27 protein-coding genes and 1 pseudogene are annotated in these 26,422 nt (G+C 72.9%); 11 read left to right on the top strand and 17 right to left on the bottom strand.

All coding sequences use genetic code 11. The features are described from left to right. The first annotated feature begins 35 nt into the window (after positions 1–35). Positions 36–494, top strand: a complete 459-nt coding sequence (locus tag ACZ4K2_RS10060) for a type II toxin-antitoxin system PemK/MazF family toxin (protein ID WP_467471457.1) — start codon at positions 36–38, stop codon at positions 492–494. A 38-nt stretch (positions 495–532) separates the two neighbouring features. On the opposite strand, the gene ACZ4K2_RS10055 is transcribed toward ACZ4K2_RS10060, so the two are convergent. The 8 genes from ACZ4K2_RS10055 to clpS form a co-directional block, all read right to left on the bottom strand. Next, positions 533–979 (bottom strand): hypothetical protein, encoded by a 447-nt coding sequence (locus tag ACZ4K2_RS10055; protein WP_467471454.1) that lies wholly within the window; start codon positions 977–979, stop codon positions 533–535. A 158-nt stretch (positions 980–1,137) separates the two neighbouring features. Continuing rightward, positions 1,138–2,088 (bottom strand): PLP-dependent cysteine synthase family protein, encoded by a 951-nt coding sequence (locus tag ACZ4K2_RS10050; RefSeq protein WP_467471452.1) that lies wholly within the window; start codon positions 2,086–2,088, stop codon positions 1,138–1,140. A 17-nt stretch (positions 2,089–2,105) separates the two neighbouring features. Beyond that, positions 2,106–2,384: a MoaD/ThiS family protein gene (locus ACZ4K2_RS10045; protein WP_467471450.1), complete on the bottom strand. Its 279-nt coding sequence runs from the start codon at positions 2,382–2,384 to the stop codon at positions 2,106–2,108. A gap of 115 nt (positions 2,385–2,499) precedes the next feature. Then, positions 2,500–2,595 (bottom strand): putative leader peptide, encoded by a 96-nt coding sequence (locus tag ACZ4K2_RS10040; RefSeq protein WP_467471448.1) that lies wholly within the window; start codon positions 2,593–2,595, stop codon positions 2,500–2,502. Positions 2,596–2,716: 121 nt separating this feature from the next. Beyond that, positions 2,717–3,139 carry a M67 family metallopeptidase gene (locus ACZ4K2_RS10035; RefSeq protein ID WP_467471445.1) on the bottom strand — a complete coding sequence of 141 codons (423 nt, stop codon included), beginning with the start codon at positions 3,137–3,139 and terminating at the stop codon, positions 2,717–2,719. A gap of 181 nt (positions 3,140–3,320) precedes the next feature. After that, positions 3,321–4,748, bottom strand: coding sequence for an amino acid permease (locus ACZ4K2_RS10030; protein WP_467471443.1), 1,428 nt, complete (start codon positions 4,746–4,748; stop codon positions 3,321–3,323). A gap of 328 nt (positions 4,749–5,076) precedes the next feature. Next, the gene (locus tag ACZ4K2_RS10025) at positions 5,077–5,682 is read right to left on the bottom strand and encodes a DUF2017 domain-containing protein (protein WP_467471441.1); all 606 of its coding nucleotides are present in this window, start codon (positions 5,680–5,682) and stop codon (positions 5,077–5,079) included. 12 nt (positions 5,683–5,694) lie between these two features. Beyond that, positions 5,695–6,012 carry an ATP-dependent Clp protease adapter ClpS gene (clpS, locus tag ACZ4K2_RS10020; RefSeq protein ID WP_467471439.1) on the bottom strand — a complete coding sequence of 106 codons (318 nt, stop codon included), beginning with the start codon at positions 6,010–6,012 and terminating at the stop codon, positions 5,695–5,697. 57 nt (positions 6,013–6,069) lie between these two features. On the opposite strand from clpS, the gene ACZ4K2_RS10015 reads away from it, so the two are divergent. After that, positions 6,070–7,401, top strand: a complete 1,332-nt coding sequence (locus ACZ4K2_RS10015; RefSeq protein WP_467471437.1) for a nicotinate phosphoribosyltransferase — start codon at positions 6,070–6,072, stop codon at positions 7,399–7,401. A gap of 99 nt (positions 7,402–7,500) precedes the next feature. Then, positions 7,501–8,094, top strand: coding sequence for an isochorismatase family protein (locus tag ACZ4K2_RS10010; RefSeq protein ID WP_467471435.1), 594 nt, complete (start codon positions 7,501–7,503; stop codon positions 8,092–8,094). Positions 8,095–8,113: 19 nt separating this feature from the next. Here ACZ4K2_RS10010 and ACZ4K2_RS10005 read toward each other — a convergent pair whose 3' ends face one another. Further along, complete coding sequence (locus tag ACZ4K2_RS10005) at positions 8,114–8,437, bottom strand: hypothetical protein (protein WP_467471433.1); 324 nt, start codon at positions 8,435–8,437, stop codon at positions 8,114–8,116. A 121-nt stretch (positions 8,438–8,558) separates the two neighbouring features. After that, a complete protein-coding gene (locus tag ACZ4K2_RS10000) occupies positions 8,559–10,919 on the bottom strand; it encodes an immune inhibitor A domain-containing protein (protein ID WP_467471432.1) in 2,361 nt (786 codons plus the stop codon). Positions 10,920–11,286: 367 nt separating this feature from the next. Here ACZ4K2_RS10000 and ACZ4K2_RS09995 point away from each other — a divergent pair, with 367 nt between their 5' ends. Further along, on the top strand, positions 11,287–11,523 hold the full coding sequence (locus ACZ4K2_RS09995) for a hypothetical protein (RefSeq protein WP_467471430.1): 237 nt from the start codon (positions 11,287–11,289) through the stop codon (positions 11,521–11,523). Between the two features lie 18 nt (positions 11,524–11,541). Here ACZ4K2_RS09995 and ACZ4K2_RS09990 read toward each other — a convergent pair whose 3' ends face one another. Next, positions 11,542–12,222, bottom strand: a complete 681-nt coding sequence (locus ACZ4K2_RS09990; RefSeq protein WP_467471427.1) for an RDD family protein — start codon at positions 12,220–12,222, stop codon at positions 11,542–11,544. Positions 12,223–12,292: 70 nt separating this feature from the next. Then, on the bottom strand, positions 12,293–13,870 hold the full coding sequence (locus ACZ4K2_RS09985) for an RDD family protein (protein WP_467471425.1): 1,578 nt from the start codon (positions 13,868–13,870) through the stop codon (positions 12,293–12,295). A gap of 150 nt (positions 13,871–14,020) precedes the next feature. On the opposite strand from ACZ4K2_RS09985, the pseudogene ACZ4K2_RS09980 reads away from it, so the two are divergent. Further along, positions 14,021–14,250, top strand: a pseudogene (locus tag ACZ4K2_RS09980) (SsgA family sporulation/cell division regulator); the annotation flags it as partial. 29 nt (positions 14,251–14,279) lie between these two features. On the opposite strand, the gene ACZ4K2_RS09975 reads toward ACZ4K2_RS09980, so the two are convergent. Continuing rightward, positions 14,280–15,686 carry an FAD-binding oxidoreductase gene (locus ACZ4K2_RS09975; protein WP_467471424.1) on the bottom strand — a complete coding sequence of 469 codons (1,407 nt, stop codon included), beginning with the start codon at positions 15,684–15,686 and terminating at the stop codon, positions 14,280–14,282. Between the two features lie 92 nt (positions 15,687–15,778). On the opposite strand from ACZ4K2_RS09975, the gene ACZ4K2_RS09970 reads away from it, so the two are divergent. Further along, a complete protein-coding gene (locus ACZ4K2_RS09970; protein WP_467471423.1) occupies positions 15,779–17,251 on the top strand; it encodes a tetratricopeptide repeat protein in 1,473 nt (490 codons plus the stop codon). 7 nt (positions 17,252–17,258) lie between these two features. Here the strand turns inward: ACZ4K2_RS09970 and hppD are convergent, their stop codons facing one another. Then, positions 17,259–18,407 carry a 4-hydroxyphenylpyruvate dioxygenase gene (gene hppD / locus ACZ4K2_RS09965; protein WP_467471422.1) on the bottom strand — a complete coding sequence of 383 codons (1,149 nt, stop codon included), beginning with the start codon at positions 18,405–18,407 and terminating at the stop codon, positions 17,259–17,261. 122 nt (positions 18,408–18,529) lie between these two features. Here hppD and ACZ4K2_RS09960 point away from each other — a divergent pair, with 122 nt between their 5' ends. The 5 genes from ACZ4K2_RS09960 (at position 18,530) to ACZ4K2_RS09940 (ending at position 22,749) form a co-directional block, all read left to right on the top strand. After that, positions 18,530–19,000, top strand: coding sequence for an Lrp/AsnC family transcriptional regulator (locus tag ACZ4K2_RS09960; RefSeq protein WP_467471420.1), 471 nt, complete (start codon positions 18,530–18,532; stop codon positions 18,998–19,000). Between the two features lie 87 nt (positions 19,001–19,087). Continuing rightward, positions 19,088–19,735 (top strand): ABC transporter permease, encoded by a 648-nt coding sequence (locus tag ACZ4K2_RS09955; RefSeq protein ID WP_467471417.1) that lies wholly within the window; start codon positions 19,088–19,090, stop codon positions 19,733–19,735. Next, on the top strand, positions 19,728–20,966 hold the full coding sequence (locus ACZ4K2_RS09950) for an ABC transporter ATP-binding protein (protein WP_467471416.1): 1,239 nt from the start codon (positions 19,728–19,730) through the stop codon (positions 20,964–20,966). Before ACZ4K2_RS09955 ends, ACZ4K2_RS09950 begins: the two co-directional genes overlap by 8 nt. Continuing rightward, positions 20,963–21,793: an ABC transporter permease gene (locus ACZ4K2_RS09945; protein WP_467471414.1), complete on the top strand. Its 831-nt coding sequence runs from the start codon at positions 20,963–20,965 to the stop codon at positions 21,791–21,793. The genes ACZ4K2_RS09950 and ACZ4K2_RS09945 overlap by 4 nt, the downstream gene beginning before the upstream one ends. After that, complete coding sequence (locus ACZ4K2_RS09940) at positions 21,790–22,749, top strand: glycine betaine ABC transporter substrate-binding protein (protein ID WP_467471412.1); 960 nt, start codon at positions 21,790–21,792, stop codon at positions 22,747–22,749. Before ACZ4K2_RS09945 ends, ACZ4K2_RS09940 begins: the two co-directional genes overlap by 4 nt. Here ACZ4K2_RS09940 and ACZ4K2_RS09935 read toward each other — a convergent pair whose 3' ends face one another. The 3 genes from ACZ4K2_RS09935 to ACZ4K2_RS09925 all read right to left on the bottom strand — a co-directional run bounded on the left by ACZ4K2_RS09935 (position 22,750) and on the right by ACZ4K2_RS09925 (position 26,381). Further along, positions 22,750–23,541, bottom strand: coding sequence for a YlbL family protein (locus tag ACZ4K2_RS09935; RefSeq protein WP_467471410.1), 792 nt, complete (start codon positions 23,539–23,541; stop codon positions 22,750–22,752). It lies immediately after the preceding gene. 68 nt (positions 23,542–23,609) lie between these two features. After that, a complete protein-coding gene (locus tag ACZ4K2_RS09930; protein WP_467471408.1) occupies positions 23,610–24,251 on the bottom strand; it encodes an IclR family transcriptional regulator in 642 nt (213 codons plus the stop codon). 321 nt (positions 24,252–24,572) lie between these two features. Continuing rightward, positions 24,573–26,381, bottom strand: coding sequence for a DEAD/DEAH box helicase (locus tag ACZ4K2_RS09925; RefSeq protein WP_467471406.1), 1,809 nt, complete (start codon positions 26,379–26,381; stop codon positions 24,573–24,575). Positions 26,382–26,422 lie beyond the last annotated feature (41 nt).

Raw genomic sequence — 26,422 nt, 5'->3', positions numbered from 1 at the left:
GCGCGATGTACCGCGCGCGCCGGTAACGTCGTCGTATGGACACGTCATGGTGGCTGGCGCTCGCCGCGGTGGTGCTGCTCGCGCTGGTCGCCACGCTGGTCGACGGCTGGGGCCGCGGCCGCCGGCCCGCGGGACGGCGCTCGCGGCCCCCGGGCCGGCCGGGCCCGCGCCGGACCCGGGCGCAGCGGCCGTCGCCCGGGGACATCTGGTGGGCGAACGTCCCCTACGAGGACCGGGCCGGGGTCAAGGACCGGCCCTGTCTGGTGATCGCGGTGCGCGGTGACCGGGCCACGGTCGCGAAGATCACCAGCAAGTACCACGACGAGCGCAGCGGGGTGATCCCGCTGCCGCCCGGCGCCGTCGGCGACGCCCAGGGGCGGCCCAGCTTCCTGGAGACCGACGAGCTGCGCGAGGTGCCGGTGGACGGGTTCCGGCGCCGGGTGGGCGTGGTCGACCCGGTCCTCTGGGACCAGGTGCGCCACCTGGCCCGCTGAGGGGCCCCGTTCGGAGCCGCCAGGGGGTCCCGTCCGGATCAGCCCACGCGGACGGTGACCGTCCACTTCCCGGCGCCCGCGCAGGCGGTCCGGTCCGGCGCGGTGGGCTCGGCACACGGCGGGCGGGAGGACGCGAGCCGCGCCGTCCCCGGGGCCGCGGCCCGGTAGGCGGCCGTGGCGTCACCCGGTTCGAGGACGAAGCCCGCGTTGACCGCCGTCAGCCCCGTGCCGCTCAGGGCGACCGGCTTCCAGGGGCGGGCCTTCGTGCCGTCGAGGGTGAGCCGGACCTCGCCGCCCTCGCTCACGCACACGGTGCGGTCGTGGTCGGCGGCCGTCAGCTCCACGTGGGAGACGCAGCCGGCGCCGGACCGGGTGGGGGACGGCGGTGCCGGGGGTGCGCCGCCGCTCGGGGTGGTCTCCTCGGAGCCGCAGCCCGCGAGGAGCAGCGCTGCCGCCGTCAGGGCGAGGGGCGTCGTACGGCGCATGGGGTCCGCCTTTCTGCCGGCCGCTGCCGGGCCCGCCCGGCAGCCTGATGCAGATGTGACGTGCCGCGGCCGCGGACGGATCCCTCACGGCAGGCGGCCGGGCCGTCCCCGCGGAGCGGGCCGGGCCGGGCGCCGGGGCCCGGACCGGCCGCCGGGGCTCAGGCCCAGAGCTGGCCCCGCAGCGTCTCGATGGCCTCCTCCGTCGTGGCGGCCGTGTAGACGCCGGTGGAGAGGTACTTCCAGCCGCCGTCGGCCACGACGAAGACGATGTCGGCGCTCTCGCCGGCCTTGGCCGCCTTCCGGCCGACGCCGATCGCCGCGTGCAGGGCGGCGCCGGTGGAGACGCCCGCGAAGATGCCCTCCTGCTGGAGGAGTTCGCGGGTGCGGGTGACCGCGTCGGCCGAGCCGACCGAGAAGCGGGTGGTCAGCACGGAGGCGTCGTACAGCTCGGGCACGAAGCCCTCGTCGAGGTTCCTGAGCCCGTAGACCAGGTCGTCGTAGCGCGGTTCGGCGGCGACGATCCGGATGCCGGGCCGGTGCTCGCGCAGGTAGCGGCCGACGCCCATGAGGGTGCCGGTTGTGCCGAGTCCCGCCACGAAGTGGGTGATCGAGGGCAGGTCGGCGAGGATCTCCGGACCGGTGGTCGCGTAGTGGGCGCCCGCGTTGTCCGGGTTGCCGTACTGGTAGAGCATCACCCAGTCGGGGTGCTCGGCGGCGAGTTCCTTGGCCACGCGCACGGCGGTGTTGGAACCGCCCGCGGCCGGCGAGGAGATGATCTCGGCACCCCACATGCCGAGCAGGTCCCGGCGCTCCTGGGAGGTGTTCTCCGGCATCACACACACCATCCGGTAGCCCTTGAGCTTGGCCGCCATGGCGAGGGAGATGCCGGTGTTGCCGGAGGTGGGTTCCAGGATCGTGCAGCCCGGGGTGAGCCGGCCGTCCTTCTCCGCCTGCTCGATCATGTGCAGGGCGGGGCGGTCCTTGACCGACCCGGTGGGGTTGCGGTCCTCCAGCTTGGCCCAGACGCGGACGTCCGGCGCCGGCGAGAGCCGCGGCAGGAGCACCAGGGGGGTGTTGCCCACCGCGGCCAGCGGGGAGTCGTAGCGCATGGCTGGTCGGCGGCCGATCAGCGCATGCCGCCGGCCACGGCCGGCAGGATCGTCACGCTGTCGCCGTCGGACAGCTTGGTGTTGATGCCGTCCAGGAAGCGGACGTCCTCGTCGTTGAGGTACACGTTGACGAAGCGGCGCAGCTGGTCGCCGTCCACGATGCGGGCCTGGATGCCCGAATGCCGGGTCTCGAGGTCGGCGAACAGCTCGGCGAGGGTGTTCCCGCTGCCCTCCACCGCCTTCTGGCCGTCGGTGTACGTGCGGAGGATGGTCGGGATGCGGACCTCGATGGCCATGGTGGCGGGCTCCTGTCGGAAGGGTTCGTCGATTCGGTGTGCGTGCCTGGGTGGTCCCCCGGGCATCGGGCACTGGGGGGAGCGCCGCGGCCCGTGGCCGTACGGCGGGGGAACGTCAACAGATGGCGCTGCTCAGCCTGCACAGGTCGACGTGCAGCCGCGCCACGAGCAGCGTGCCCGGCGCCTTCTCGCTCACGTCGTTCAGAACCATGGGCTCATCGTATCGATTCCCGGTCCGCCTCCCGGAGTGTGATCCCACATGACGGACGGAATCGGTCCGGTCGTCGAGACGCTTGGTCGCACGGCGCGCCGGCCGGCCCGGGACGGGCGGCTCAGTAGGCCGCCACGATCCGTACCTCCTCCTCCGTGACCACGCCCTCCTGGATGCGGAAGGAGCGGAACTGGAACTCGCCGAGGCCGTCGGTGTCCGCGGTGGAGACCAGGACGTAGTGGGCGCCGGGCTCGTTCGCGTAGGAGATGTCCGTGCGGGACGGGTAGGCCTCGGTCGCGGTGTGGGAGTGGTAGACGACCACCGGCTCCTCGTCGCGGTCGTCCATCTCGCGGTACAGCCTCAGCAGGTCGCCGGAGTCGAACTCGTAGAACGTGGGGGACATGGCCGCGTTCGGCATCGGAACGAAGCGCTCGGGGCGGTCGGAGCCGGCCGGGCCCGCGATGACGCCGCACGCCTCGTCGGGGTGGTCCTTGCGCGCGTGGGCCACGACCTGGTCGACGAGTTCCTGGGTGATGGTCAGCATGGTGGCCAGGATAAGCGGGCGGGCCGTCCCGTACCGAGGGGTGGTACGGGACGGCCCGCATGGTGGGACGTCCTGAGCGGCGGCCGGCCGGGGGCGCCACGAGTGCTCCCGGCCGGCCGGACGTCCCGGGGAGGGTGTTCTGCCGGGGCGGTACGGCCGCCGTGCCCGCACGGCCGTCGCGTCAGCGCTTGCGGAAGGCGGCGGCCTCCGGGTTGCGGCGCTTGAGCACCAGGTAGGCACCGGCGAGGAGCAGACCCCACAGCGGGGCGCAGTACAGCGAGACGCGGGCGTCCTTGTCGATGCCCATCAGCACGACGACCATGCCGATGAAGGCGAGCGCGAACCAGCTCGTCCAGGGCGCGCCGGGGGCGCGGAACTCCGAGCGGGGCAGTTCGCCGCGGTCGGCCTTGGCGCGGTAGCGGATCTGGCAGATCAGGATGACGATCCAGGCCCACATGCCGGAGATGGTCGCGAACGACACGACGTAGTCGAACGCCTTGCCCGGCCACTGGTAGTTGATCCAGACGCCGACCAGCATCAGGGCGGCGGAGAACGTCGTGCCGACCAGCGGGGTGCCGCTGCGCGTCAGCTTGGTGAAGAACTGCGGGCCCTGGCTGTTGAGCGCCAGGTCGCGCAGCATGCGGCCGGTGGAGTACATGCCGGAGTTGCAGGAGGACAGCGCGGCGGTGAGGACGACGAAGTTGACGATGCCGGCGCCCGCGGGCAGGCCCATCTTCTCGAAGGCGACCACGAAGGGGCTCGCGCCGGCGTGGAAGTTCGTCCACGGCACGACCGACAGGATCATGATCAGCGCGCCGATGTAGAAGACGGCGATGCGCCACGGCACGGTGTTGATGGCCTTCGGCAGGACCTTCTCGGGGTCCTTGGACTCGCCCGCGGTCACGCCGACCAGCTCGACGGCGAGGAAGGCGAACATCACCATCTGGAGGGTCATCAGCGTGTTGCCGACGCCGTTCGGGAAGAAGCCGCCGTCGCTCCACAGGTGGCTCACGGAGGCGGTGTCGCCGGCGTCGGAGAAGCCGACGGTGAGGATGCCGACGCAGATCAGGATCATGCCGATGATGGCGGTGACCTTGACCATGGAGAACCAGAACTCCAGTTCGCCGAAGAGCTTCACGGAGATCAGGTTGGCGCCGTAGAGGACGACGGTGAAGATCAGGGCCGACACCCACTGCGGGACGTCGAACCAGTACGTCATGTAGGCGGCCGCCGCGGTGACCTCGGTGATGCCGGTGACCACCCAGAACAGCCAGTACGTCCAGCCGGTCACGAAGCCGGCGAACGGGCCGATGAACTCGCGCGCGTACTCGGAGAACGAGCCCGACACCGGGCGGTACATCAGCAGCTCGCCGAGCGCCCGCATGATGAAGAAGATGACCAGGCCCGCTATGGCGTACGCCAGGATCAGGCTGGGGCCCGCCTTGGAGATGCCCTTGCCCGCGCCGAGGAACAGGCCGGTGCCGATGGCTCCGCCGATGGCGATCATCTGGATCTGGCGGGCTCCGAGCCCGCGCTGGTAACCCTCGCCGCCCTCGCCGCGCACGGCCTCGTTGCCGTCGCGATGCTGGTCGACCTGCGCTGAGGTCATGTGTGGTGCGCCTTTCTCCATACCGAACCGGGCCTTTCGTCGGCCTCGGACCGGATCTCGATCCCCCCGGATTGCTGGAGCTGTTGCCTGGCCGACGGTCGTCGGCTCGGTGGCGCACCCGGCCGGACATGGGTGGTGTCGGCCGGGCGGTCGTGAAGATTTATCACGGCCGCAACACTGATCACAGAGGCGAGTTGTGACTCACCACACAAGGAAAAGCGGACAAAGAACGACCAAGCACGTCAAACTCGGCCACTAAGGTGACGGGATCGTTATCCGGATTTGAGCGTCCCCTGAGCGGACACCCATCCCGGGGTGAATCCGGCGATCACGGCAGAAGGGTCGTCACCAGGGTCTCCTGGAGCCCGCCCAGCCACAGGTAGGCCAGGACCATCGGCTTGCGCGGGTCCTCGTCCGGGAGGCGGTAGAGCAGATCGGTGTCGTCCTCGTCGGTGATCTCCAGCCGGGCGCCGATCGCCAGCCGGAGGTCGTTGAGGGCGCCGAGCCACTGCCGGGACTCCGCCGGCGACAGCTTCAGCACCGCGCCGCCCTCGTCGACCGGGGCGAGCGCGTCCAGGCTGCGGATCACGCCGAGGGCGTTGTCCCGCTTGCCGGCGCGCAGGTCGTTCTCGGTGTAGCGGCGGAACTCGGCGGAGTGCGCCCGCCGCTCCTCGGCCTCGGCCGGCGAGCCGGGGTCCCGCTCCGGGTCGCCGTAGGCGTCCGGGAAGAGCCTCCTGAGGACCGGGTCGGCCGGGGGCTCGCTGGGGCCCTCGGTGAACAGCTCGGCGAGCGGGTCCTCGGGGGCGTCACCGCCGGGGCCGGGGCCGATCAGTTCCAGGAGCTGGACGGCCAGCGACCGGATGATGGAGATCTCGACGTCGTCGAGCGCGACGGCCGCGCCGCCGCCGGGGAGCGGTTCGAAGTGTCCGGGCATGTGAGTCGGTCGCTACTTCCGGTCCTGCTGGAGGGTGGCCCACAGACCGTATCCGTGCATCGCCTGCACGTCGCGCTCCATCTCCTCGCGGCTGCCGCTGGAGACGACCGCCCGGCCCTTGTGGTGGACGTCGAGCATGAGCCTTGTGGCCTTGTCCTTCGAGTAGCCGAAATAGCTCTGGAAGACGTAGGTCACGTAGCTCATCAGGTTGACCGGGTCGTTGTGGACGATCGTGACCCAGGGGACGTCGGGCTCGGGTACGGCGAAGACCTCCTCCGCCGACTCGGTGCGTTCGATCTCTACGGGCGCGGGTGACGTCACAGTGACCATGCTGCCACGGCCCTCCTAAATCGTCACACCGACGAAAAGGGAGTACGATGCGACGCCATGAACACAGCGGACCTTGGGCTGCCGGTGGATGTTCCGTCGACGGCGCTCTTCACGGACCAGTACGAACTGACGATGCTGCGGGCCGCCCTGGCGGCGGGCACGGCCGAGCGGCGGAGCGTGTTCGAGGTCTTCACCCGGCGGCTGCCGGACGGGCGCCGCTACGGCGTGGTCGCCGGCACCGGGCGTGTCCTGGACGCGGTGGAGAACTTCCGCTTCGACCCGGCCGTCCTCGGCTTCCTGCGCGACCGCGGGATCGTGGACGAGCGGACCCTGGAGTGGCTGGCCGGCTACCGGTTCGGCGGCGACATATGGGGTTACCCCGAGGGCGAGGTGTACTTCCCGGGCTCGCCGGTCATGCGGGTCGAGGGCACCTTCGCCGAGTGCGTGCTGCTGGAGACGGTGATCCTCTCCATCCTCAACCACGACTCCGCGATCGCCGCCGCCGCCTCCCGGATGGCCTCCGCGGCCGGGGAGCGCCCGCTGATCGAGATGGGCGCCCGGCGCACCCACGAGCTGGCCGCCGTGGCCGCCGCCCGCGCCGCGTACGTCGGCGGCTTCACGACCACCTCCGACCTGGCCGCCGGCTTCCGCTACGGCATCCCGACCGTCGGCACCTCGGCGCACGCCTTCACCCTGCTGCACGACCGGGAGCGGGACGCCTTCCGGGCCCAGGTGGACACGCTGGGCCGGGGCACCACCCTGCTGGTGGACACCTACGACGTCGCCGAGGCCGTGCGCACGGCGGTCGAGGTGGCCGGCCCCGAGCTGGGCGCGGTGCGCATCGACTCCGGCGACCTGCTGCTGGTGGCCCACCGGGTGCGCCAGCAGCTCGACGAGCTGGGCGCCGTCCGGACGAAGATCGTCGTGACCTCGGACCTGGACGAGTACGCCATCGCCTCCCTCGCCGCGGCGCCCGTGGACGCGTACGGCGTCGGCACCCAGCTCGTGACCGGCTCCGGGCACCCTACGGCCTCCATGGTCTACAAGCTGGTCGCCCGCGCCGAGACGGCCGGCCCCGACGCGCCGCTGGTCCCCGTGGCGAAGAAGTCCAGCGGCGGCAAGACGTCCGTCGGCGGGCGCAAGTGGGCCGCGCGCCGGGTGGACGCGGACGGGATCGCGGAGGCCGAGGTCGTCGGCACCGGCCCGGTCCCGGCCGAGCTGGCCGGCCGGGAACTGCTGGTGCGGCTGGTCGAGGGGGGCGAGGTGGTCGCCCGCGAGCCGCTGGACGTGCCCCGGGACCGGCACATCGCCGCCCGGGCCCGGCTGCCCCTGTCCGCCACCCAGCTCTCGCGGGGGGAACCCGTCCTCCCGACGGAGTACGTCCGGTAGCGCCCGGGTAGCCAGAACGGGACCACCGTCCGCCCCTCCCGCACGGGCCCGGAAGTCTCTGGGCCCGGTAGCCTGAACCTCAGCCGAAGGACACCCACCATGCGCCGCGCCTTGATCGTCGTAGACGTGCAGAACGACTTCTGCGAGGGGGGCAGCCTCGCGGTGGCCGGCGGGGCCGACGTGGCCGCCGCCGTCACCGAGCTGATCGGGCAGGCGGCGGGCACCGGATACCGGCACGTGGTGGCCACGCGTGACCACCACATCGCCCCCGGCGGCCACTTCGCCGACGACCCCGACTACGTCCGCTCCTGGCCCGCGCACTGCGTCGCGGGCACGGAGGGGGTCGGCTTCCACCCGAACTTCGCCCCCGCCGTCGCCTCCGGCGCGGTCGACGCGGTGTTCGACAAGGGCGCGTACTCGGCGGCCTACAGCGGCTTCGAGGGCACCGACGAGAACGGGGTGCCGCTGGCCGACTGGCTGCGCGCGCGGGAGATCGACGAGGTGGACGTCGTCGGGATCGCCACCGACCACTGCGTGCGGGCCACCGCGCTGGACGCCGCGCGGGAGGGCTTCCGGACCCAGGTGCTGCTGGACCTGACGGCCGGCGTCGCCCCGGGGACCACCGAGCGCGCCCTGGAGGAGCTGCGCGGGGCCGGAGTGGAGCTGACGGGCAAGCCGGTCGTGGGCGGCTGACGGGCCGCGCGGCCCGGGGTCAGGCCCGCGGGACCGCCGGTGAGCGCCTGAGCAGGGCGCGGATCGGGTGCCACAGTTCGCCGACGACGACACCGCCGGCCGGGGCCGTGCGCCATATGAGGCCGTCCGGGTGGTGCAGCACCGCCGTGATCTCGTCCGGGGTCGGGGGCGCCGAGTTCCCCCGCAGGTAGATCGCCCGCAGGCCGAGGTTGCGCAGCCTGGTCAGGGCCTGGGCCCGGTTCCGGGCGTGCACCAGGACCCGCACCGCGGCGGCTCCGTACGGCAGGTTCAGCGCCACCACCACCGTGCCGTTCGGCAGCTTGCAGAAGCCTCCTGCGGCCATGCGCTCACGTCCCCGTTCCGGTCGGTGTCAATAAGCGGTTCACAAGACGCACCTAAACACGATCGGCGGCAACCCGCCAAGGGGTTGCCGCCGATACACATCTGACCTGCGGTTTCGCGGACTACTTCACCGCGGGACCGACCTTGAGCTGGATCGTGGAGCCGTTCTTGGCCTCCTTGACGATCGTGATCTTGGTGTTGGTGTCAGTGACCTTCACGCCGCCCGTCGGGTTCGACGGGTCCCAGTAGGTGCTGGTGTGGTCGTTGAAGACCGGGACGCCCTTGGACGCCTTGACCTTCAGCGCGACGTCGGCCTTGTGCAGGGTGATGCCGTCCGTGCCGTAGAGGCTGAACGGGGAGTCGTAGGCCTGCATGCGGTTGCGCAGCAGCGTGCCGTCGGTCCACTTCAGCGCCTTGTAGTGCGAGTCGACCGGGAGGATCAGACCGGTGCCCGGGTGACCGCCGGGGTTCGCGTTGGTGTTGTTGTCCGCCTGGGAGGTGTCCCACTTCCAGATCAGCAGGCCGTTCTGGTACGGGTAGTGCTCCACCCAGTCGGGGCGCGACGCGAAGCCGAAGTTGTACGGGCCGGTCTTCAGGGTCTTGTCGTACGAGACGTACTGGCGGTTCTCGGCGAGGTAGTACTGCGCGTAGTCCTTGGTGAAGGACGCGCCGATGCGGGAGAAGCCGTTCGCGGTCCACGCGGCGTCCGGGGTCTCGGCGTTGTCCGCGAAGACCGTGCCGCCGTCGGCGGTCACGGTGATCCGGTCGGCGGTGAAGCCGTTCTCCGCGACACCGCCGTCGGTGGCGTAGCGGAAGCGCAGGTCGATCTTCTTGCCCGCGTAGGCGTCGAGCGGGAACTCGAGCTTCTTGTACGTCTGCGAGAAGCCGCTCAGCGCCGACTTGCCGCTGGCGTCACGCGGGAGGGGCTGGCCGTCGGCCGTGCCGTCCAGGGTGGTCCAGTTGGCGCCGCCGTCGGTCGACGCCTCGGTGTAGACGTAGTCGTAGCCGTCCTCGGTGGCCCACCAGCCGTCCAGGTCCAGCTTCGCCGACGACTTGCCGGTGAGATCGACGGACCGGGTCAGCGTGTTCTTCAGGTCGTTGCCGCTGCCGCTCCACCATTGGTACGAGCCCTCGGCGGGCTGGGTGATCGTGGTGGTGACGGCCTTCTGGGGCAGGTTGACCACGAGGGCCTGCTTGTCCCACGTGTTGTACTCGGCCACGCCCAGCTTGTGGCTGGACTGCGTGCCGGCCTTGGCGGTGTCGTAGTTCAGCCAGCCGAGCTGGAGCTTGTCCCAGGCGTTCATGTCGCCGGGCAGGTCGCCGATGGACTCCTTGCCCGTGCCGAGCCAGGAGCCGGACGACATCAGGGTCCAGAAACCGGTGGAGTTGTCGCCGCCGGCGGTGTCGTACTCGTCCGGCAGACCGAGGTCGTGGCCGTACTCGTGGGCGAAGACGCCGAGGCCGCCGTTCTCCGGCTGGACGGTGTAGTCGCCGACCCAGATGCCGGTGTCGCCGACCTGGGCGCCGCCGAGCTTGTTGTTCGACGGGCCGGTGGCGCCGGCGTCGGTGCCGAAGGCGTACCAGCGGTGGGCCCAGATCGCGTCCGTGCCCTGGACGCCGCCGCCGGCGGACTCGTCCTCACCGGCGTGCACGATCTGGAAGTGGTCGACGTAGCCGTCCGGCTCGTTGAAGTTGCCGTCGCCGTCGTAGTCGTACCGGTCCCACTGGTCGTACTTGGCGAGGTCCTTCTTGATGTCGGCGTCGGTGCGGCCGGCCGCCTTCTGCTGGGCGACCCAGGCCTTCAGACCGTCGCTGACGACGTTCCAGACGCTGGCGCAGTTGGTCTGGCCGCAGGCGTTGTTGCCGTAACGCGCCTCGTTGTACGGGACCTTGACCCAGTCCGTGACCTCGCCGGCGACCGAGTAGCGGCCCGAGGACTGCTTCTCGTAGTACTTCTTCAGCGACTCGGTCTTCTTGCCGGTGCCGAAGTAGAGGTCCTGGTAGTGCTTCTTGTTGTAGTCCTTCTGCCAGGCCGTGGAGTTGTCCTTCTTGCGGTCCGGCGCGGCGATCTTGTTGTGCAGCGGGCCCGGGGTACCGCCGTACTTGGGGTCCGTCTGGTCGCCGAACTCCACCAGGATCGTGAAGATCTTGTCGGTCTTCTCGCGGCTCAGCTCGACGTACTTGCTCTGGCCCTTGCGGCTCTTGAGCTTGACGACCTTGGAGCCGTTGCGGTCCTCGGCCTTGGCCTTGCCCGCTATGAGCTGCTTGAGGGCCTCCTCGCGCTGGGCGTCCTGAGTCTTGCTCAGCGGCCCGTCGAGGTCGTGCTTCTGCTGCTTCACCGGAGCCGGGTCGTGCCGGTTCGCGGCCGCGGGCGGCGCCTGGGTGCCGGCCTCCGCGACGGCGAAGGTCGCGAACGTGGCCGAGGCCGCCGTGAGCGTGACACCGATGGCGGCAGCTCTGAAGGTCCAGGATCTGCTGGTCACTTGAGTTCCTCCCCCGCGCCGCGCACACGGACAGGGGGTTCCGAATCATGGAGGAATCCGTGCGCGCACGATCAACGCGTGTAATCAAGTGACGACATTTGACTAGAGGTTAAGCCGAAAAGACAGACCTTGACTTGACCAGGACAAGTGCACTATGCGGAGTCGGCGTTCGCTTTGCGGACACGTGTCGACATGCCGACAGGCTCGGCGGGCCGTCCACCCGTGAGCAGCGGTGACTCCGTGCGCCCCCCGTGCACCGGTACCGTGGGTAAGGTCGTGCTTACCCGGCGCCCGGCTCGGGCATGCAGGCCAGGAGAGCCGCACGGCACCCCGCCCCCGCCCGAAGACTGCCGAGGACACGATCGCCATGCCTCGTCCGACCGTCGCACAGTTCGGCTACGGTTCCTGCACCGTGGTCCTCTCGACACTCGCCATGCTGCTGCTGTCCCAGACGAGGTCGGGTCTCGGGATCGTGGTCATCGCCCTCGCGGCACTCGCGCTGGGCCTGCTGGTCGCGTGGACCGTGCCCGTCCCCGGGGGACGCCGGGCGCAGGCGCCGGCCGAGCCCGTCCAGGGCGAGGAGCGCGTCCCCACCTCCCTGTGAGCGGACGGCGCCGCCCGCTCAACCGGTGCTGACCACCACGGTCTTGGCCGCCTTGTCGTGCAGGCCCTGCTTGTAGGGCTTGTCGAAGAAGCTCCAGCCGCCGCAGATCGCCGTCCAGACGCAGGCGCAGCAGAAGGCGAACGGCAGCCACAGCACCAGGGCGCGGTTCAGCGAGGACCGCGCGGAGGGCGTGGCCCCGGTGCCCAGGTCGGCCACCCGCATGCCGAGCCACTTCTTGCCGAGGGTCTGTCCCGTCCTGCTGATCATGACGGTGTCGTAGGCGACGTAGAGCACCGCCGCGATGACGGACTGGGCGAGGGAGCGGGCGACCTGGACGCGTTCGCTGTCGACGGTGTACTCCCGCACCCCGAACGCGGACGTGAGCAGCCAGACGACGATGCCGACCAGGATCATGTCGATGATCCGCGCGAGGGTCCGCTTGCCGCTGTCGGCGAGCGGGGGCATGCCGGCCAGCGGGTCGGCGGGATATCCACCGCCGGGTCCGTAAGGGCCGGGGCCACCGGGTCCGTAGGGGCCGCCGCCGTAGGGCCCGCCGCCGGGCGGGGGCGACTGCCCGGCGCCGCCGTACGGGGCGTCGTACGGCGAACCGGGGCCCGGGCCGCCGGACGGGGGCCGCTTCCTGAACGGGTCGTCCTCGGGGGGCTGCTCTCCGGAGCCGGGGGGCGGTTCGCTGCTCATGGCCCGAGTGGAACCCGAACGCCCCGGTTCCGCATCAGGCGGACGGCCGTACGGAGTAACCGGGCCGCGCTCAGCCCGCGACGAAGGTGTGGGCCGCCTTGTCGTGCCAGCACTGGTGCCAGGGCCGGTCGAACAGGCACCACAGCACGCCCACGATCCCGACGGCCAGCAGGCCCGGCACGCTGAGGACCAGCCAGCGGCGCAGCGCCGCCCCGAACGCCGGGGGCTCGTGCCCCTCGATGTCGCGTACGTCCAGGCCGCACAGCCGCTTGCCGAGGGTGCGGCCCCACTTCGCGGTGGGCAGCACCTCGCACAGGACGCCGGCCACCAGCAGGACGGCGACGACGATGCCGAGGCTGGTGCCGGTCGTGCCGTCGAGCAGCCAGACGGTGACCTCGCGGCCGGACAGCCGGGCCGCGTCGATCTTCTGCTGGACGTGGTCCACGGCCCGCATGCCGAGCGGGACGGCCGCGGTGGCCGTCAGGGCGCCGAGCACCAGCAGGTCGATCAGCCGGGCGGCGAGCCGCTTGCCGAGTCCGGCGGGGCGGGCGGCGGCCTGCCGGCGCGCGGCGGCCTGGAAGACGTCCTCCACCGGGGGCTTCCACGGCGCCACCGGCTGCTCGTCCCCGCCCCCGGCGAGCCGGTGCACCTGCTGCGCCCAGGACGCCTGTCCGCCGCCGGGCCCGGGGGCCGGCGGGGCGGAGGGGGCGGGCGCGGCCGGTGCGGGGCCCGCCTGCCGGGGAACCGGCGGGGCCGTGCCGACGGGGGCCACCGGACCGCCCGGGACGCCGGGCAGGGCCGGTGACTGCGGGACGCCGGACGCGGGCGACGGCTGCGGGGCACCGGGCAGGGCCGGTGACTGCGGGACGCCGGGCACGGGCTGCGGTTGCGGGGCGCCGGGCAGGGCCGGTGACTGCGGGACGCCGGACGGGGCCGACGGCTGCGGGACGCCGGGCAGGGGCTGCGGCTGCGGGGCGCCGGGCAGGGCCGGTGGCTGCGGGGTCCGGGGCGGCGGTGCCGATCCGGCGCGGTCCGCGGCGGGCTGCCCGGGGCCGGCGCCCGGGTGCGCGGGCGTGCCCGCCGGTCCCCGCGCGCCGGCGCCGGACGGGCCGGTCCCCCGGCCGGACGGGTCCGGCGGCACCGGGCGGAACGTCATCGTGCCGTCGTCGGCGGGGCCGGCGGACGGGCCGGGGATCGGCCGGCGGAAGACGAAGGTGCTCGGGTCCGGGGCACCGGCCTCCTCGGCAGGGGCGGCGGGGCGCGGGGAGTCCGCCGGCACCCTCGGGTCGGCGGGCAAGTCCGGCCGCCCGCCCCACTGGGCGCCCTGCGCGGCCTGCCCGGGCGGCTCCGCCGGGGCGGTCCACGGGCCGCCCTGTCCCGCGGGGCCCTGCCGGGGCAGGCCGCCCGGCAGGGCGGTGTCCGCCGGGTCCTCGTCGAAGAAGTGGGGGCCCGTCTCCTCCACGGCCGGGGCGGCCGGCCGGGCGCCGGGCGGCGGGGTGAGCGGCTCGCCGTCCTTGGGCGCCGGACGGCTGGTGCCGGGCACCCAGGAGGCGCCGTTCCAGTACCGGACGTAGCCGGGGATGGACGGGTCCGGGTAGTAGCCCTCGCGGGGCCTGTCGTCGCCGGGTGCCGGGGTTGGGGCGCTCATGTCCGTCGTCCCGTATCTGCTCGGAGGTGGTAGGGGGGCCACCACATCTATCAGACCCGGGCATCCGGCACCGCCGGTCCGGCCGGACCCACTCCTTTCCGGGCAACGCCGGGTCCGGCGCGCCGGTCCGCGGGCGGGGGAAGCGCCCCGATCCTGTCGCCGGGGCGGAGCGTCCCGGTCCCGGCCCGGCTCGGCTACCGCGCCGACGACCCCTACGCCGTGCGCCTCGCCTTCCACGTCTAACCGGACGCTCTCCCGGGACCTGCTCGTGGGGGGGGTTCCGGCCGTGCGGGGACGGGGACGTGCGGGTCCGGCCGGCCGAGGCGGCGGGGCGCGGCGTGGTGCTGCCGGCGCTGCGTTCACCGGACGGCGACGCGCTCGACCGGCTGCTCGCCCGGTGAGCGCGGGGTCAGAGGACCTTGCCGGGGTTGAGGATGCCCAGCGGGTCGAAGGCGTGCTTGACCGCCCGCTGCATCTCCACCCCGACCGGGCCGATCTCCCGGGCCAGCCACTCCTTCTTCAGCACGCCGACCCCGTGCTCGCCGGTGATGGTGCCGCCCAGTTCCAGGCCGAGGGCCATGATCTCGTCGAAGGACTCGCGGGCCCGGCGGGACTCGTCGGGGTCCTGGGCGTCGAAGCAGACGGTGGGGTGCGTGTTGCCGTCCCCGGCGTGCGCGCAGACGCCGATCGTGAGGCCGTGGCGGGCGGCGATCCGTTCGACGCCGTCCAGCATGGCGCCCAGCCGCGAGCGGGGCACGCACACGTCGTCGATCATCGTCGTGCCCTTGACCGCCTCCAGCGCGGGCAGCGACATCCGCCGGGCCTGGAGCAGCAGTTCGGACTCGGCGGGGTCCTCGGCCGGGACGACCTGCGTGGCGCCGGCGGCCTCGCACAGGGCGCCGACGGCGGCGAGGTCGGCCGTGGGGTCCGGGGTGTCGAAGGCGGCCAGCAGCAGCGCCTCGGTGGTCTCGGGCAGCCCCATGCGGGCGAGGTCGTTGACCGCCTTGACGGTCGTACGGTCCATCAGTTCGAGGAGGGAGGGGACGTGACCGCCCGCCATGATGCGGCAGACGGCGTCGCAGGCGGCCGTCGCGGAGGGGAACTCGGCGGCGAGGACGAGCTGCTGCGGCGGCTTGGGCCGCAGGGCCAGGACGGCCCGGACGATGACGCCGAGGGAGCCCTCGGAGCCGACGAAGAGCCGGGTGAGGTCGTAGCCCGCGACGCCCTTCGCGGTGCGCCGGCCGGTGGACAGCAGGCGGCCGTCGGCGAGCACGACGTCCAGTCCGAGGACGTACTCGGCGGTGACCCCGTACTTGACGCAGCACAGGCCGCCGGAGGCGGTGCCGATGTTGCCGCCGATGGTGCACGTCTCCCAGCTGGAGGGGTCGGGCGGGTAGTACAGGCCGTGCTCGCCGACCGCACGGGAGAGGGCCGCGTTGACCACGCCGGGTTCGACCACGGCGATCCGGTCCACGGGGCTGATCTCCAGGATGCGGTCCATCCTGGTGAGGGAGAGCACGATGCAGCCGTCGGTGGCGTTGGCGCCGCCGGACAGGCCGGTGCGGGCCCCCTGCGGGACGACGGGGACGCGCAGCTCGGTGGCGATGCGCATGACGTGCCGGACCTGCTCCACGGTGCGCGGCAGGACGACGACGGCGGGGCTGCCCGCCGGGCAGAAGCTCGCCATGTCGTGCCCGTAGGAGGTCGTGACGTCCGGATCGGTGAGGACGGCCTCGGGCGGCAGGCCGGCCAGGAGCCGGTCGGTGAGGTTACCCGTGTGCTCGTCGCGCGGTGCTTCGATACGGCTCATGATCACAGCGTGTCACTCGCGGCCATCGGTGTGAACCCCGACCGCGCCGCCCATGGGCCACCCGGATGTGCTCGTCATATTGACGCACAGTAAGCCCCATGGAGAACCGACTGAGCGTGCCGGGTACGTCCCCGGTCCCCGGGCCGCCGCCGCGGCGCCCCCGGCGGGTGCTGCGGCGGGCGCTGGTCTCGGCGCTGGCCGGCGGCGCCGTCGCGGGCGCGGCGCTCACGCTGCTGCCGGGCGGGCCGCAGCGGCCCGCGGCCGGGCCGCCCGCCGCCGCTCCCGGGGCACCGGCGCGGCCCCGGACGCAGGCGCTGACGACGGTGACCTACGGCGTGCCGGCCGCGCTGCCCGGCCTGACCGCGCTCATCGGCCGGCAGGAGGCGCGGGTGCGGGAGCGGCCGCGGGACGCCCGGGCGTGGGCGGTGCTGGGGTCGGCGTACGTGGAGCGGGGGCGCCGGGCGGCCGACGCCGTCGACTATCCGCGGGCCGAGCGGGCGCTGCGGACCTCGCTGGAGGTGCGCGGCACCGGGAACTCCGAGGCGCTGGACGGGCTGACGGCGCTGGCGCTGGCGCGCCGGGACTTCCCGGCGGCGAAGGGGTACGGCGAGCAGGCGCTGAAGGCGGCGCCGAAGCGGTGGCAGGCGTACCCGCCGCTGATCGACGCGTACACCGGGCTCGGCGACTACAAGAACGCCCGGTCCGCCCTGGACAGGCTGCTGGGGCTGCGCACCGGCGCGGCGGACCGGCCGGCCGTGATGGCGCGGGCCGCGGCGGTCTACCGGGACCGGGGCTGGCGCGAGGACGCGGCGGCGCAGCTGACCGACGCGGCGGCGGGCGCCCGTACCCCGGCCGAGCAGGCGGCCTGGCTGGCCGGGACCGGTCAGCTCGGCTGGGAGCGCGGGGACCTGCCGGACGCGCTGGCGCACTTCGAGGCCGCGCTGCGGCTCGATCCCGACCAGCGGGCGGCGGCGGCCGGGCGGGCGCGGACGCTGGCCGCGCTGGGGCGCACCTCGGAGGCGCTGGCCGCGTACCGGGCCGCCGTCGCCGAGCGGCCGAGGCCCGGGGACCTGCTGGAGCTGGGTGAGCTGTACGAGTCGCTGGGGCGGACCTCGCTCGCCGACGAGCAGTACGCGCGGCTGCGGGCGGCGGTGCGGGACTCGGAGGCGGGCGGGGTCGACGAGGAGTTGCTCGTCGGGGTGTTCGAGGCGGACCACGGGGACCCGGTGGAGGCCGTGGAGCGGCTGCGGGAGGAGTACCGCAGGCAGCCGGGGACCGAGGTGGCCGACGCGCTGGGCTGGGCGCTGCACCGCACCGGCGAGGACCAGGAGGCGCTGACCTACGCGTCCGCCGCCACGGACAAGGACAAGGGCGGCGGGGTGCGCAGCGCGCTGTACGCGTTCCACCTGGGCGTGATCGAGGGCGAGCTGGAGCGGTACGGGCCGGCGCGGCGGCACCTCCAGGAGGCGCTGCGGATCAACCCGTACTTCTCGCCGCTGCGGGTGCCGGTGGCGCGGGAGGCGCTGCGGGAGCTGGGCGACGTCCCCGACGAGCCGCCGCCCAGCGAGTAGCTCCGCGCTACAGGTTGCCCCGCTTCTCCTGCTCGCGCTCGATCGCCTCGAACAGGGCCTTGAAGTTGCCCTTGCCGAAGCCCATCGAACCGTGCCGCTCGATGAGCTCGAAGAACACGGTCGGCCGGTCCTGGACCGGCTTGGTGAAGATCTGCAGCAGGTAGCCGTCCTCGTCGCGGTCGGCCAGGATCTTCAGCTCGCGCAGGGTGTCGACCGGCACGCGGGTGTCGCCGACCCACTCGCCGAGGGTGTCGTAGTAGGAGTCCGGGGTGTCGAGGAACTCGACGCCGGCCGCCCGCATGGTGCGCACCGTCTGCACGATGTCGTTGGTGTTCAGCGCGATGTGCTGGACGCCGGGGCCGCCGTAGAACTCCAGGTACTCGTCGATCTGGGACTTCTTCTTGGCGATGGCCGGCTCGTTGAGCGGGAACTTGACCTTGAGGGTGCCGTCCGCGACCACCTTCGACATCAGCGCGCTGTACTCGGTGGCGATGTCGTCGCCCACGAACTCCTTCATGTTCGTGAAGCCCATGACGTTGTTGTAGAACCCGACCCACTCGTCCATCCGGCCGAGCTCGACGTTGCCGACGCAGTGGTCGATCGCCTGGAAGGTGCGCTGGGCGGGCTGGGCCACGAGGGGCTCGGCCGCCGTGTAACCGGGCAGGTAGGGGCCGTTGTACCCGGAGCGGTCGACCAGGGTGTGGCGGGTCTTGCCGTAGGTGGCGATGGCGGCGAGGACGACCGTGCCGTGCTCGTCCTTCACCTCGTACGGCTCGGCGATCGAGCGGGCGCCGTGCTCGACGGCGTAGGCGTGGGCGCGGCGGGCGTCCGGGACCTCGATGGCCAGGTCGACCACGCCGTCCCCGTGCTCGGCGACGTGCTCGGCGAGGAAGTGGCCCCATTCGGTGCTGGGCTTGATCACCGAGGTGAGGACGAAGCGGGCGGAGCCGTTCTCCAGGACGTAGGCGGCGGTCTCGCGGCTGCCGTTCTCCGGCCCGGAGTAGGCGACCACCCGCATGCCGAAGGCGGTGGAGTAGTAGTGCGCCGCCTGCTTGGCGTTGCCCACGGCGAAGACGACGGCGTCCATTCCCTTGACCGGGAAGGGGTCGGCCTGCCGGGCGGTCGCGTCGGGAGTGTGCTGTGTGGTCTGCGTCATAGCCGAAGGGTGGACCCGCTCTGCAAGGTGCGCAATAGTTCGCGAATCCGCTGGGCAATCTGTGCAGCGGTAGGACCGCTTCAGCGGCCTTTCTGTACAGGATGACCATCTCGGGGGGTCCCGTGGCGATCGATCATCTGGACGGCCGGATCATCGTGCTCCTGGCCGAGGAGCCGCGCATCGGCGTGCTGGAGATGTCCCGTCGGCTGGGCGTGGCGCGGGGCACCGTGCAGGCGCGGCTCGACCGGCTTCAGTCGAACGGAGTCATCCGCGGCTTCGGCCCGCAGGTGGACCCGGCGGCGCTGGGCTACCCGGTCACCGCGTTCGCCACGCTCCAGATCCGGCAGGGCCAAGGACCGGACGTGCGGGCGCACTTGACGACCGTGCCGGAGGTGCTGGAGCTGCTGACCACCACCGGCAGCGGAGACATGCTGTGCCGGCTGGTGGCCCGCTCGAACGCCGATCTCCAGCGGGTGATCGACCGGGTCGTCGGTTTTGATGGCATCGTCCGGGCCTCCACGACGATCGTCATGGAGAACCCCGTTCCGCTGCGGATCATCCCGCTGGTGGAGCAGGCGGCCGGCGGCGAGTGAGCCGAGGGGGCGTGCCCCCGGGGTGAGCGCGCCGCGGGGCGCGGACCGGGAAGAGACACGGCCGACCCGACCCGGGGGTGAGCGCGGGTGAACTTCTGGCAGTTCCTGGGCAGCCGCCACCAGCAGCTGCTCGCGGACGCGTACCAGCACGCGAGCGCGGTGTTCCAGTGCATGGTCCTGGCGACCGTCCTCGGGGTGCTCGTCGCGGTCGCGACCTACCGCAGCGCGTGGGCCGGGCAGCTCGCCACGCTGACCACCTCCACCGTCCTCACCGTCCCCTCCCTCGCCCTGATCGGCCTGCTGATCCCGGTCGTCGGGCTGGGGGTGGCGCCGACGGTGATCGCGCTGACCCTGTACGGGCTGCTGCCGATCGTGCGGAACGCCCTCGTGGGCCTGCGCGGGGTGGACCCGGCCCTGGTGGACGCGGCGCGCGGCATCGGCATGTCCCGCCCGATGCGCCTGCTGCGGGTGGAGCTGCCGCTGGCCTGGCCGCCGATCCTGACCGGCATCCGGGTCGCCACCCAGATGCTGATGGGCATCGGGGCCGTCGCCGCCTACGCCTCCGGTCCCGGCCTGGGCAACGAGATCTTCCGCGGACTCGCCTCGCTGGGCAGCAGGAACGCCCTCAACCAGGTGCTGGCGGGCACCCTCGGGATCATCGCCCTGGCCCTCCTGTTCGACGCCGCCTACGTCCTGCTCGGCCGGCTCACCGTGGCGAGGGGGATCCGTGCCTGAGACCTCGGTCGCGGGGGCCGCCATCGAGCTGGAGAACCTGAGCAAGCACTACCCGGGCAGCGCGCAGCCGGCCGTGGACGAGGTCAGCATGGAGATCCGGGCCGGCGAGACGGTGGTCTTCGTCGGGCCGTCGGGGTGCGGGAAGTCCACCACCCTGAAGATGATCAACCGGCTGATCGAGCCGACCGGCGGGCGCATCCGCATCGACGGCGAGGACGTCACCGGCATCGACCCGGTGCGGCTGCGCCGCAGGGTCGGGTACGCCATCCAGTCCTCGGGGCTCTTCCCGCACATGACCGTCGCCCAGAACATCGCCCTCGTGCCCCGGATGACCGGCTGGTCCAGGTCCCGCACCCACGACCGGGTGGAGGAGATGCTCGACCTGGTGGGCCTCGACCCGGGCGAGTTCCGCGACCGCTACCCGCGCCAGCTCTCCGGCGGCCAGCAGCAGCGGGTCGGGGTGGCCCGGGCGCTGGCCGCCGATCCCCCGGTGCTGCTGATGGACGAGCCGTTCGGCGCGGTCGACCCGATCACCCGCGACCACCTCCAGGACGAGCTGATCCGGCTCCAGCGCGAGCTGCGCAAGACGATCGTGTTCGTCACCCACGACTTCGACGAGGCGATCAGGCTGGGCGACCGGATCGCCGTGCTGCGCGAGCGCTCGCACATCGCCCAGTTCGACACCCCCGAGGCGATCCTCACCAACCCGGCCGACGACTTCGTGTCCGGTTTCGTCGGGGCGGGCGCGGCCCTGAAGCGGCTGAACCTGACCCGGGTGCGGGACGCGGAGGTGCGGGACTGGCCGGCGGCGACCGTGGACACCCCGCTCCGGCGGGTCTCCGCCCTGCTGCGGGCCGGCGGCACCGGCGAGATCCTGCTGCTCGACCGGCGCCGCCGCCCCTACAAGTGGCTGCGGCGCGACGACCTGGCGCGGGCCCGCGGCTCCCCGGCCCGCGCCGGGACGCCGGTGCACGGCACGGTGGCCCGGGACGCCACGCTCCGGGACGCGCTGGAGGCGGTGCTGACCGACCACGCGGGCCGGGTGGCCGTGACCGGGCGGCGCGGGGAGTTCATCGGGGTCGTCGACCTGGAGACGCTGGTGGACTCGGTGCACGAACTGCTGGAGGCGGACCGGCTGGAGGCCGCGGAGGCGCGGGCCGAACTGCTGGAGGCGCGCGCCCGGCAGACCCATGCGGAGCAGGAGGGGCACGGAGGGGAGCGGAAGGCGTGAGCACCGGCACCCGGCCCGGGGACGCGCGCGGGGCGACCCGGCCCGGCCCCCGTGACGAGGCCCCGCCGCCGGGGCGGCGCCCGGCCGCGCGGCGCCCCGGCTGGAAACGGCTGACGGTCCTGCCGGCCTTCCTGGTGCTGCTGCTGCTCGCCACCTGGCTCTGGATCGGCCGGACGCACCCGGACCCGATCGCCGCGAACGCGCTGTCCGGCGGGCAGGTCCACAAGGCGCTGTGGCAGCACGTGCGGCTGACGGTGATCTCGACCTTCCTGGTGCTGGTCATCGCCATCCCGCTGGGCATCGTGCTGACCCGGCCGGCGTTCCGCGCGGCCTCCCCGGTGGCGCTGACGATCGCCAACACGGGCCAGGCCACCCCGGCGATCGGCCTCCTCGCCCTGCTGGTCATCTGGCTGGGCACCGGGACCAGGGCGGCGCTGATCGGCATCGTCGTCTACGCCGTCCTGCCCGTCCTCGCCAACACCATCGCCGGGTTGCGGGGCAACGACCCGGCCCTGCTGGAGGCGGCCCGCGGCATCGGCATGTCCCGGCTCGGCGTGCTGACCCGGGTGGAGCTGCCGCTCGCCGTGCCGCTGATCCTCGCGGGCGTGCGCACGGCGCTGGTCCTGAACGTCGGCACGGCCACCCTGGCGACGTTCGGCGGCGGCGGGGGCCTCGGCACGCTGATCACCACGGGCATCACCACCCAGCGGATGCCCGTACTGGTGCTGGGCTCGGTCCTCACGGTCGCCCTCGCCCTGCTGGTCGACTGGCTCGCCTCGCTGGCCGAGGTGCTGCTGCGGCCGCGCGGGCTGACGGAGGGGCCGTGAGACGCCGTGCCGCCGGGCCCGCGGCCCTCCTGCTCGTCCTGGCGTCCGGCTGCGGCCTGACCAGCGGCTCCCCCATGTCCGACGACGTCGCGCCGGGCAGCATCGGACGCGGCCGGCCGCTCGACGGCGCCCACCTGACCGTCACCTCCAAGCAGTTCACCGAGCAGCTCATCCTCGGCGCGATCCTGGGGATCGCCTTCCAGGCGGCCGGGGCGGACGTCGTGGACCGCACCGGCATCCAGGGCTCCGTCGGCTCCCGGGAGGCGGTCCGCAAGGGCGACGCGGACGCCCAGTTCGAGTACACGGGCACCGGCTGGATCACCTACCTCGGCAACAGCGGGCCGATCCCCGACCCGATGCGGCAGTGGCGGGCGGTCCGCGACGCCGACCTGCGCAACGGCCTGACCTGGCTGCCGCCGTCGCGGCTCGACAACACCTACGCGCTCGCCATGAACCGGGCGCACTTCGCGAAGTACCGCACGACGACGCTGTCCGGGGTGGCGGCGCTGTCGAAGCGGGACCCCGGCGCGGTCACGCTCTGCGTGGACGGCGAGTTCGCCAACCGCGCGGACGGGCTGCCCGGCATGGAGAAGGCGTACGGCATGCGCATCCCGGCGGGGAACGTCACGCAGATGGACGCGGGAATCGTCTACACCCAGGTGTCGAAGGGGAGCTGCGCCTACGGGGAGGTGTACACCACCGACGGCCGCATCAGGTCGATGGACCTGGTGGTGATGGCCGACGACCGGAAGTTCTTCCCCAGCTACAACGCCACCCCCGTGATCAACAGCGCGGTCCTGCGGAAGTGGCCGGCCATCGCGGGCGTCCTCGCGCCCGTCACGGCGCGGCTGGACAACACGGTGGCCCGGACCCTGAACGCGAAGGTGGACGTCGACGGCTCGGACCCGCACCAGGTGGCCCTGGACTGGATGCGGCAGGAGGGGTTCGTGAAGTGACTAGCAGCTCGGGACGGTGCCCTTGCCGCTCTCCAGGGCCCGCAGGGAGTCGACCGCGCCGTCCAGCGTGGTCACCGGGACCAGCCGCAGGCCCTTCGGCAGCTCCGCCCGGGCGTCGGAGCACTCCGCCTTCGGGACCAGGAACACCGTGGCCCCGTCCCGGCGCGCGGCCTGCGTCTTCAGGGCGACCCCGCCGACCGCGCCGACCTTGCCCGAGGCGTCGATCGTGCCCGTACCGGCGATGGTGCGGCCGCCCGTGAGGTCGCCGCCGCTGCCGTCGCCGCGCAGCTTGTCGATGATGCCCAGCGTGAACAGCAGGCCCGCGCTGGGCCCGCCCACGTCGGCGAGGCGCAGCGTCACCTTCACCTTGTCGGGGCTCAGGCCCAGGTACTTCAGCGCCGCCTGGGTCGCCGCGTCCTGCGACTGCCGCATCTGCGCCTGGTTGTGCCGCTCGACCTCCTTGACGGTGTCCCCGCTCGGGTAGACCGCGTCGCGGGGCATGACCGCCCGGTCGGTGCGGAACCAGTCGCCGACCACGTCGCCCAGGGAGACCCGGGCGTCCGGCCCGGTCGCCACGATGGTGACCATCCGCAGTTGCCCGCTGGTCTTCCGGGTGGGCGCGCCGGAGACCGTGATCACCGGGGTGCCCTGCTTCTCGCCGAGCACGTTCGCCGTCGGGCCGGGCTGCGCCAGGGAGAACGGCAGCGGCGCGAGCACCGCCGTGGCGAGCAGACCCACGACGGGCAGCGCGCAGACGGCGAGGGCCTGGGGGCGTGTGAGACGTGAGAGCACGGAGTCAATCTAACCCGCCACCGGGGTGATCCCGGGGCGGGGAAGCCGGGCCCGACGGGCGCGGCCGGTCAGCGCAGCGCCTCCGCCACCTCGCGGGCCGCCTCCACCACCCGGGGTCCCACCCGCTCGGGCACGGAGTCCGTCAGCATCACCACGCCCACGCTGCCCTCGACGCCCGTGACCCCGACCAGCGGCGCCGCGGCACCGCTGGCCCCGGCCTCCAGCTCCCCGTGCGTGAGGGTGTACTCGGGGTCCAGGGCCGGCGACCGCCGCGCGGCCAGGATCGCCCGGCCCGCGGCCCCCCGGTCCAGCGGGTGCCGGAACCCGGCCCGGTAGGCCACGTGGTAGTCGGTCCAGGTCGGTTCGACCACGGCGACGGCCAGCGCCTCCGACCCGTCCACCAGGGTCAGGTGCGCCGTCGCGCCTATGTCCTCGGCGAGCGAGCGGAGCGCGGGCAGCGCGGCCTCCCGCACCAGCGGGTGCACCTGCCGGCCGAGCCGCAGGACACCGAGCCCGACCCGGGCACGTCCGCCCAGGTCACGCCGGACGAGCGCGTGTTGTTCCAGGGTGGCGAGCAACCGGTACACCACGGTCCGGTTCACGCCCAGTTTGGTGGACAACTCGGTGACGGTCAGCCCGTGGTCCGTGTCGGCCAGCAGCTTGAGGACGCGTAGTCCCCGGTCGAGCGTCTGAGAGGTCTCCGCGGTCACGACGCCCACTCCTTCGGCGGTGAGGTCGGCGGACCCCCTGAGCGGCGTATGCGTCACCGAGTCCCGTCGGCGACGCGCTTGAGAGGCCGCCGATCGGCAATGCGGCCCGGCAGCTCCGAGCCTTGTCGCTTCACGGCTGCGCTCCGCGGCGGCGCTGCCACGGGGCGTATGCGTAGCCGGACAGTAGCGAAGCCGGTTCGCTGAGCGGAAGCCTTCGTCCAGAATCCGGGCAAGACCAGATCCGGCCTGCCTGCATTCGTCCGGATACGCACATCCACCAGCAAGTGACACGCGCCACTCAAGGGCCCCGAACGGGCCCTCTCACTTCATGCGCGTGGCCCACTCCTGCACCTTGGCGATCCGCTGCCGGAGCTGCCCCGCCGTCGCCTCCGCGCTCGGCGGTCCGCCGCACACCCGCCGCAGCTCGGTGTGGATGACGCCGTGCGGCTTGCCGCTCTGGTGCACGTAGGCGCCGACCATCGTGTTGAGCCGCTTGCGCAGCTCCATCATCTCCTTGTGCGAGACCACCGGCCGCCGCTCGGCGGGCAGCTCCAGCAGGTCCGCCTCGGCGTCCGGCTTCTTCTTGCTGTGCGCGATCTGCCGGGCCTGCCGCTTCTGGAGCAGGAGCTGCACCTGGTCGGGCTCGAGCAGCCCGGGGATGCCCAGGTAGTCCTGCTCCTCCTCGCTGCCGGGGTGGGCCTGCATGCCGAACTCGGCGCCGTCGTACAGCACCCGGTCGAAGACGGCCTCGGACTCCAGCGCCTCGAAGGAGAACTGCTCCTGCTCGCCGGTGTCCTCGTCCTGCTGCTTGTTCGCCTCGTCCATCTCCTTCTCGGACTCGGCGTACGGGTCCTCCTCACCCTCCTTCCGCGGCTTGTCGAGGGCGTGGTCCCGCTCCTTCTCCATCTCGTTGGCGAAGGTCAGCAGGTCGGGCACGGTCGGCAGGAACACGGACGCGGTCTCGCCGCGCCGCCGGGACCGCACGAAGCGCCCGACGGCCTGTGCGAAGAAGAGGGGGGTGGAGATGGTCGTGGCGTACACGCCCACCGCGAGCCGCGGCACGTCGACGCCCTCGGACACCATCCGCACAGCGACCATCCACCGGTCGTCGCCGCCGCTGAAGTCGTCGATCCGCTGCGAGGCGCCGGCGTCGTCCGACAGCACGAGCGTCGCCCTCGCCCCCGTGATCTCCCGGATGAGCTTGGCGTACGCGCGCGCGGAGTCCTGGTCGGAGGCGATGACGAGGGCACCCGCGTCCGGGATGGCCTTGCGGACCTCGGTCAGCCGCCGGTCGGCGGCGCGCAGCACGCTCGGCATCCACTCGCCGCGCGGGTCGAGGGCCGTCCGCCAGGCCTGGCTGACCGCGTCCTTGGTCATCGGCTCGCCGAGCCGGGCGGCGATCTCGTCGCCGGCCTTCGTGCGCCAGCGCATGTTGCCGCTGTAGGAGAGGAAGATGACCGGCCGCACGACGTGGTCGGCGAGGGCGTTGCCGTAGCCGTAGGTGTAGTCGGCGGAGGACCGCCGGATGCCGTCCGCGCCCTCCTCGTACGTCACGAACGGGATGGGGTTGGTGTCGGACCGGAACGGCGTACCGGTCAGCGCCAGCCGCCGCGTGGCCGGTTCGAAGGCCTCCAGGCACGCCTCGCCCCAGGACTTCGAGTCACCGGCGTGGTGGATCTCGTCCAGGATCACGAGGGTCTTGCGCTGCTCCACCCGGTTGCGGTGCAGCATGGGCCGGACGCCGACACCGGCGTACGTGACGGCGACCCCGTCGTACTCCTTGCCGAGCGGGCCCGCGCTGTACTCGGGGTCGAGCTTGATCCCCACCCGCGCGGCCGCCTCGGCCCACTGCTTCTTCAGGTGCTCGGTGGGCGCGACCACCGTCACCTGCTGCACGACGTGGTGGTGCAGCAGCCAGGAGGCCAGCGTCAGCGCGAAGGTCGTCTTGCCGGCGCCGGGCGTGGCGACGGCGAGGAAGTCGCGCGGCTGCTCCTGGATGTACTTCTCCATCGCACCCTGCTGCCAGGCGCGCAGCTTGCTGGCGGTACCCCAGGGGGCCCGGCCCGGGAAGGCGGGCGAGAGGTGGTGCGAGAGAGCGGACGGCGGGGAGGAAGCGGCGGTGGTAGTCACGGTCTCCGTGGATCAAGGTCGGGCGGCAACGTATGACAACC

It is taken from the genome of Streptomyces sp. NPDC025833 (genome assembly GCF_055558055.1).
Note: the sequence above shows the minus strand (reverse complement) of the source record. Positions and strands in the feature narration are given on the sequence as shown.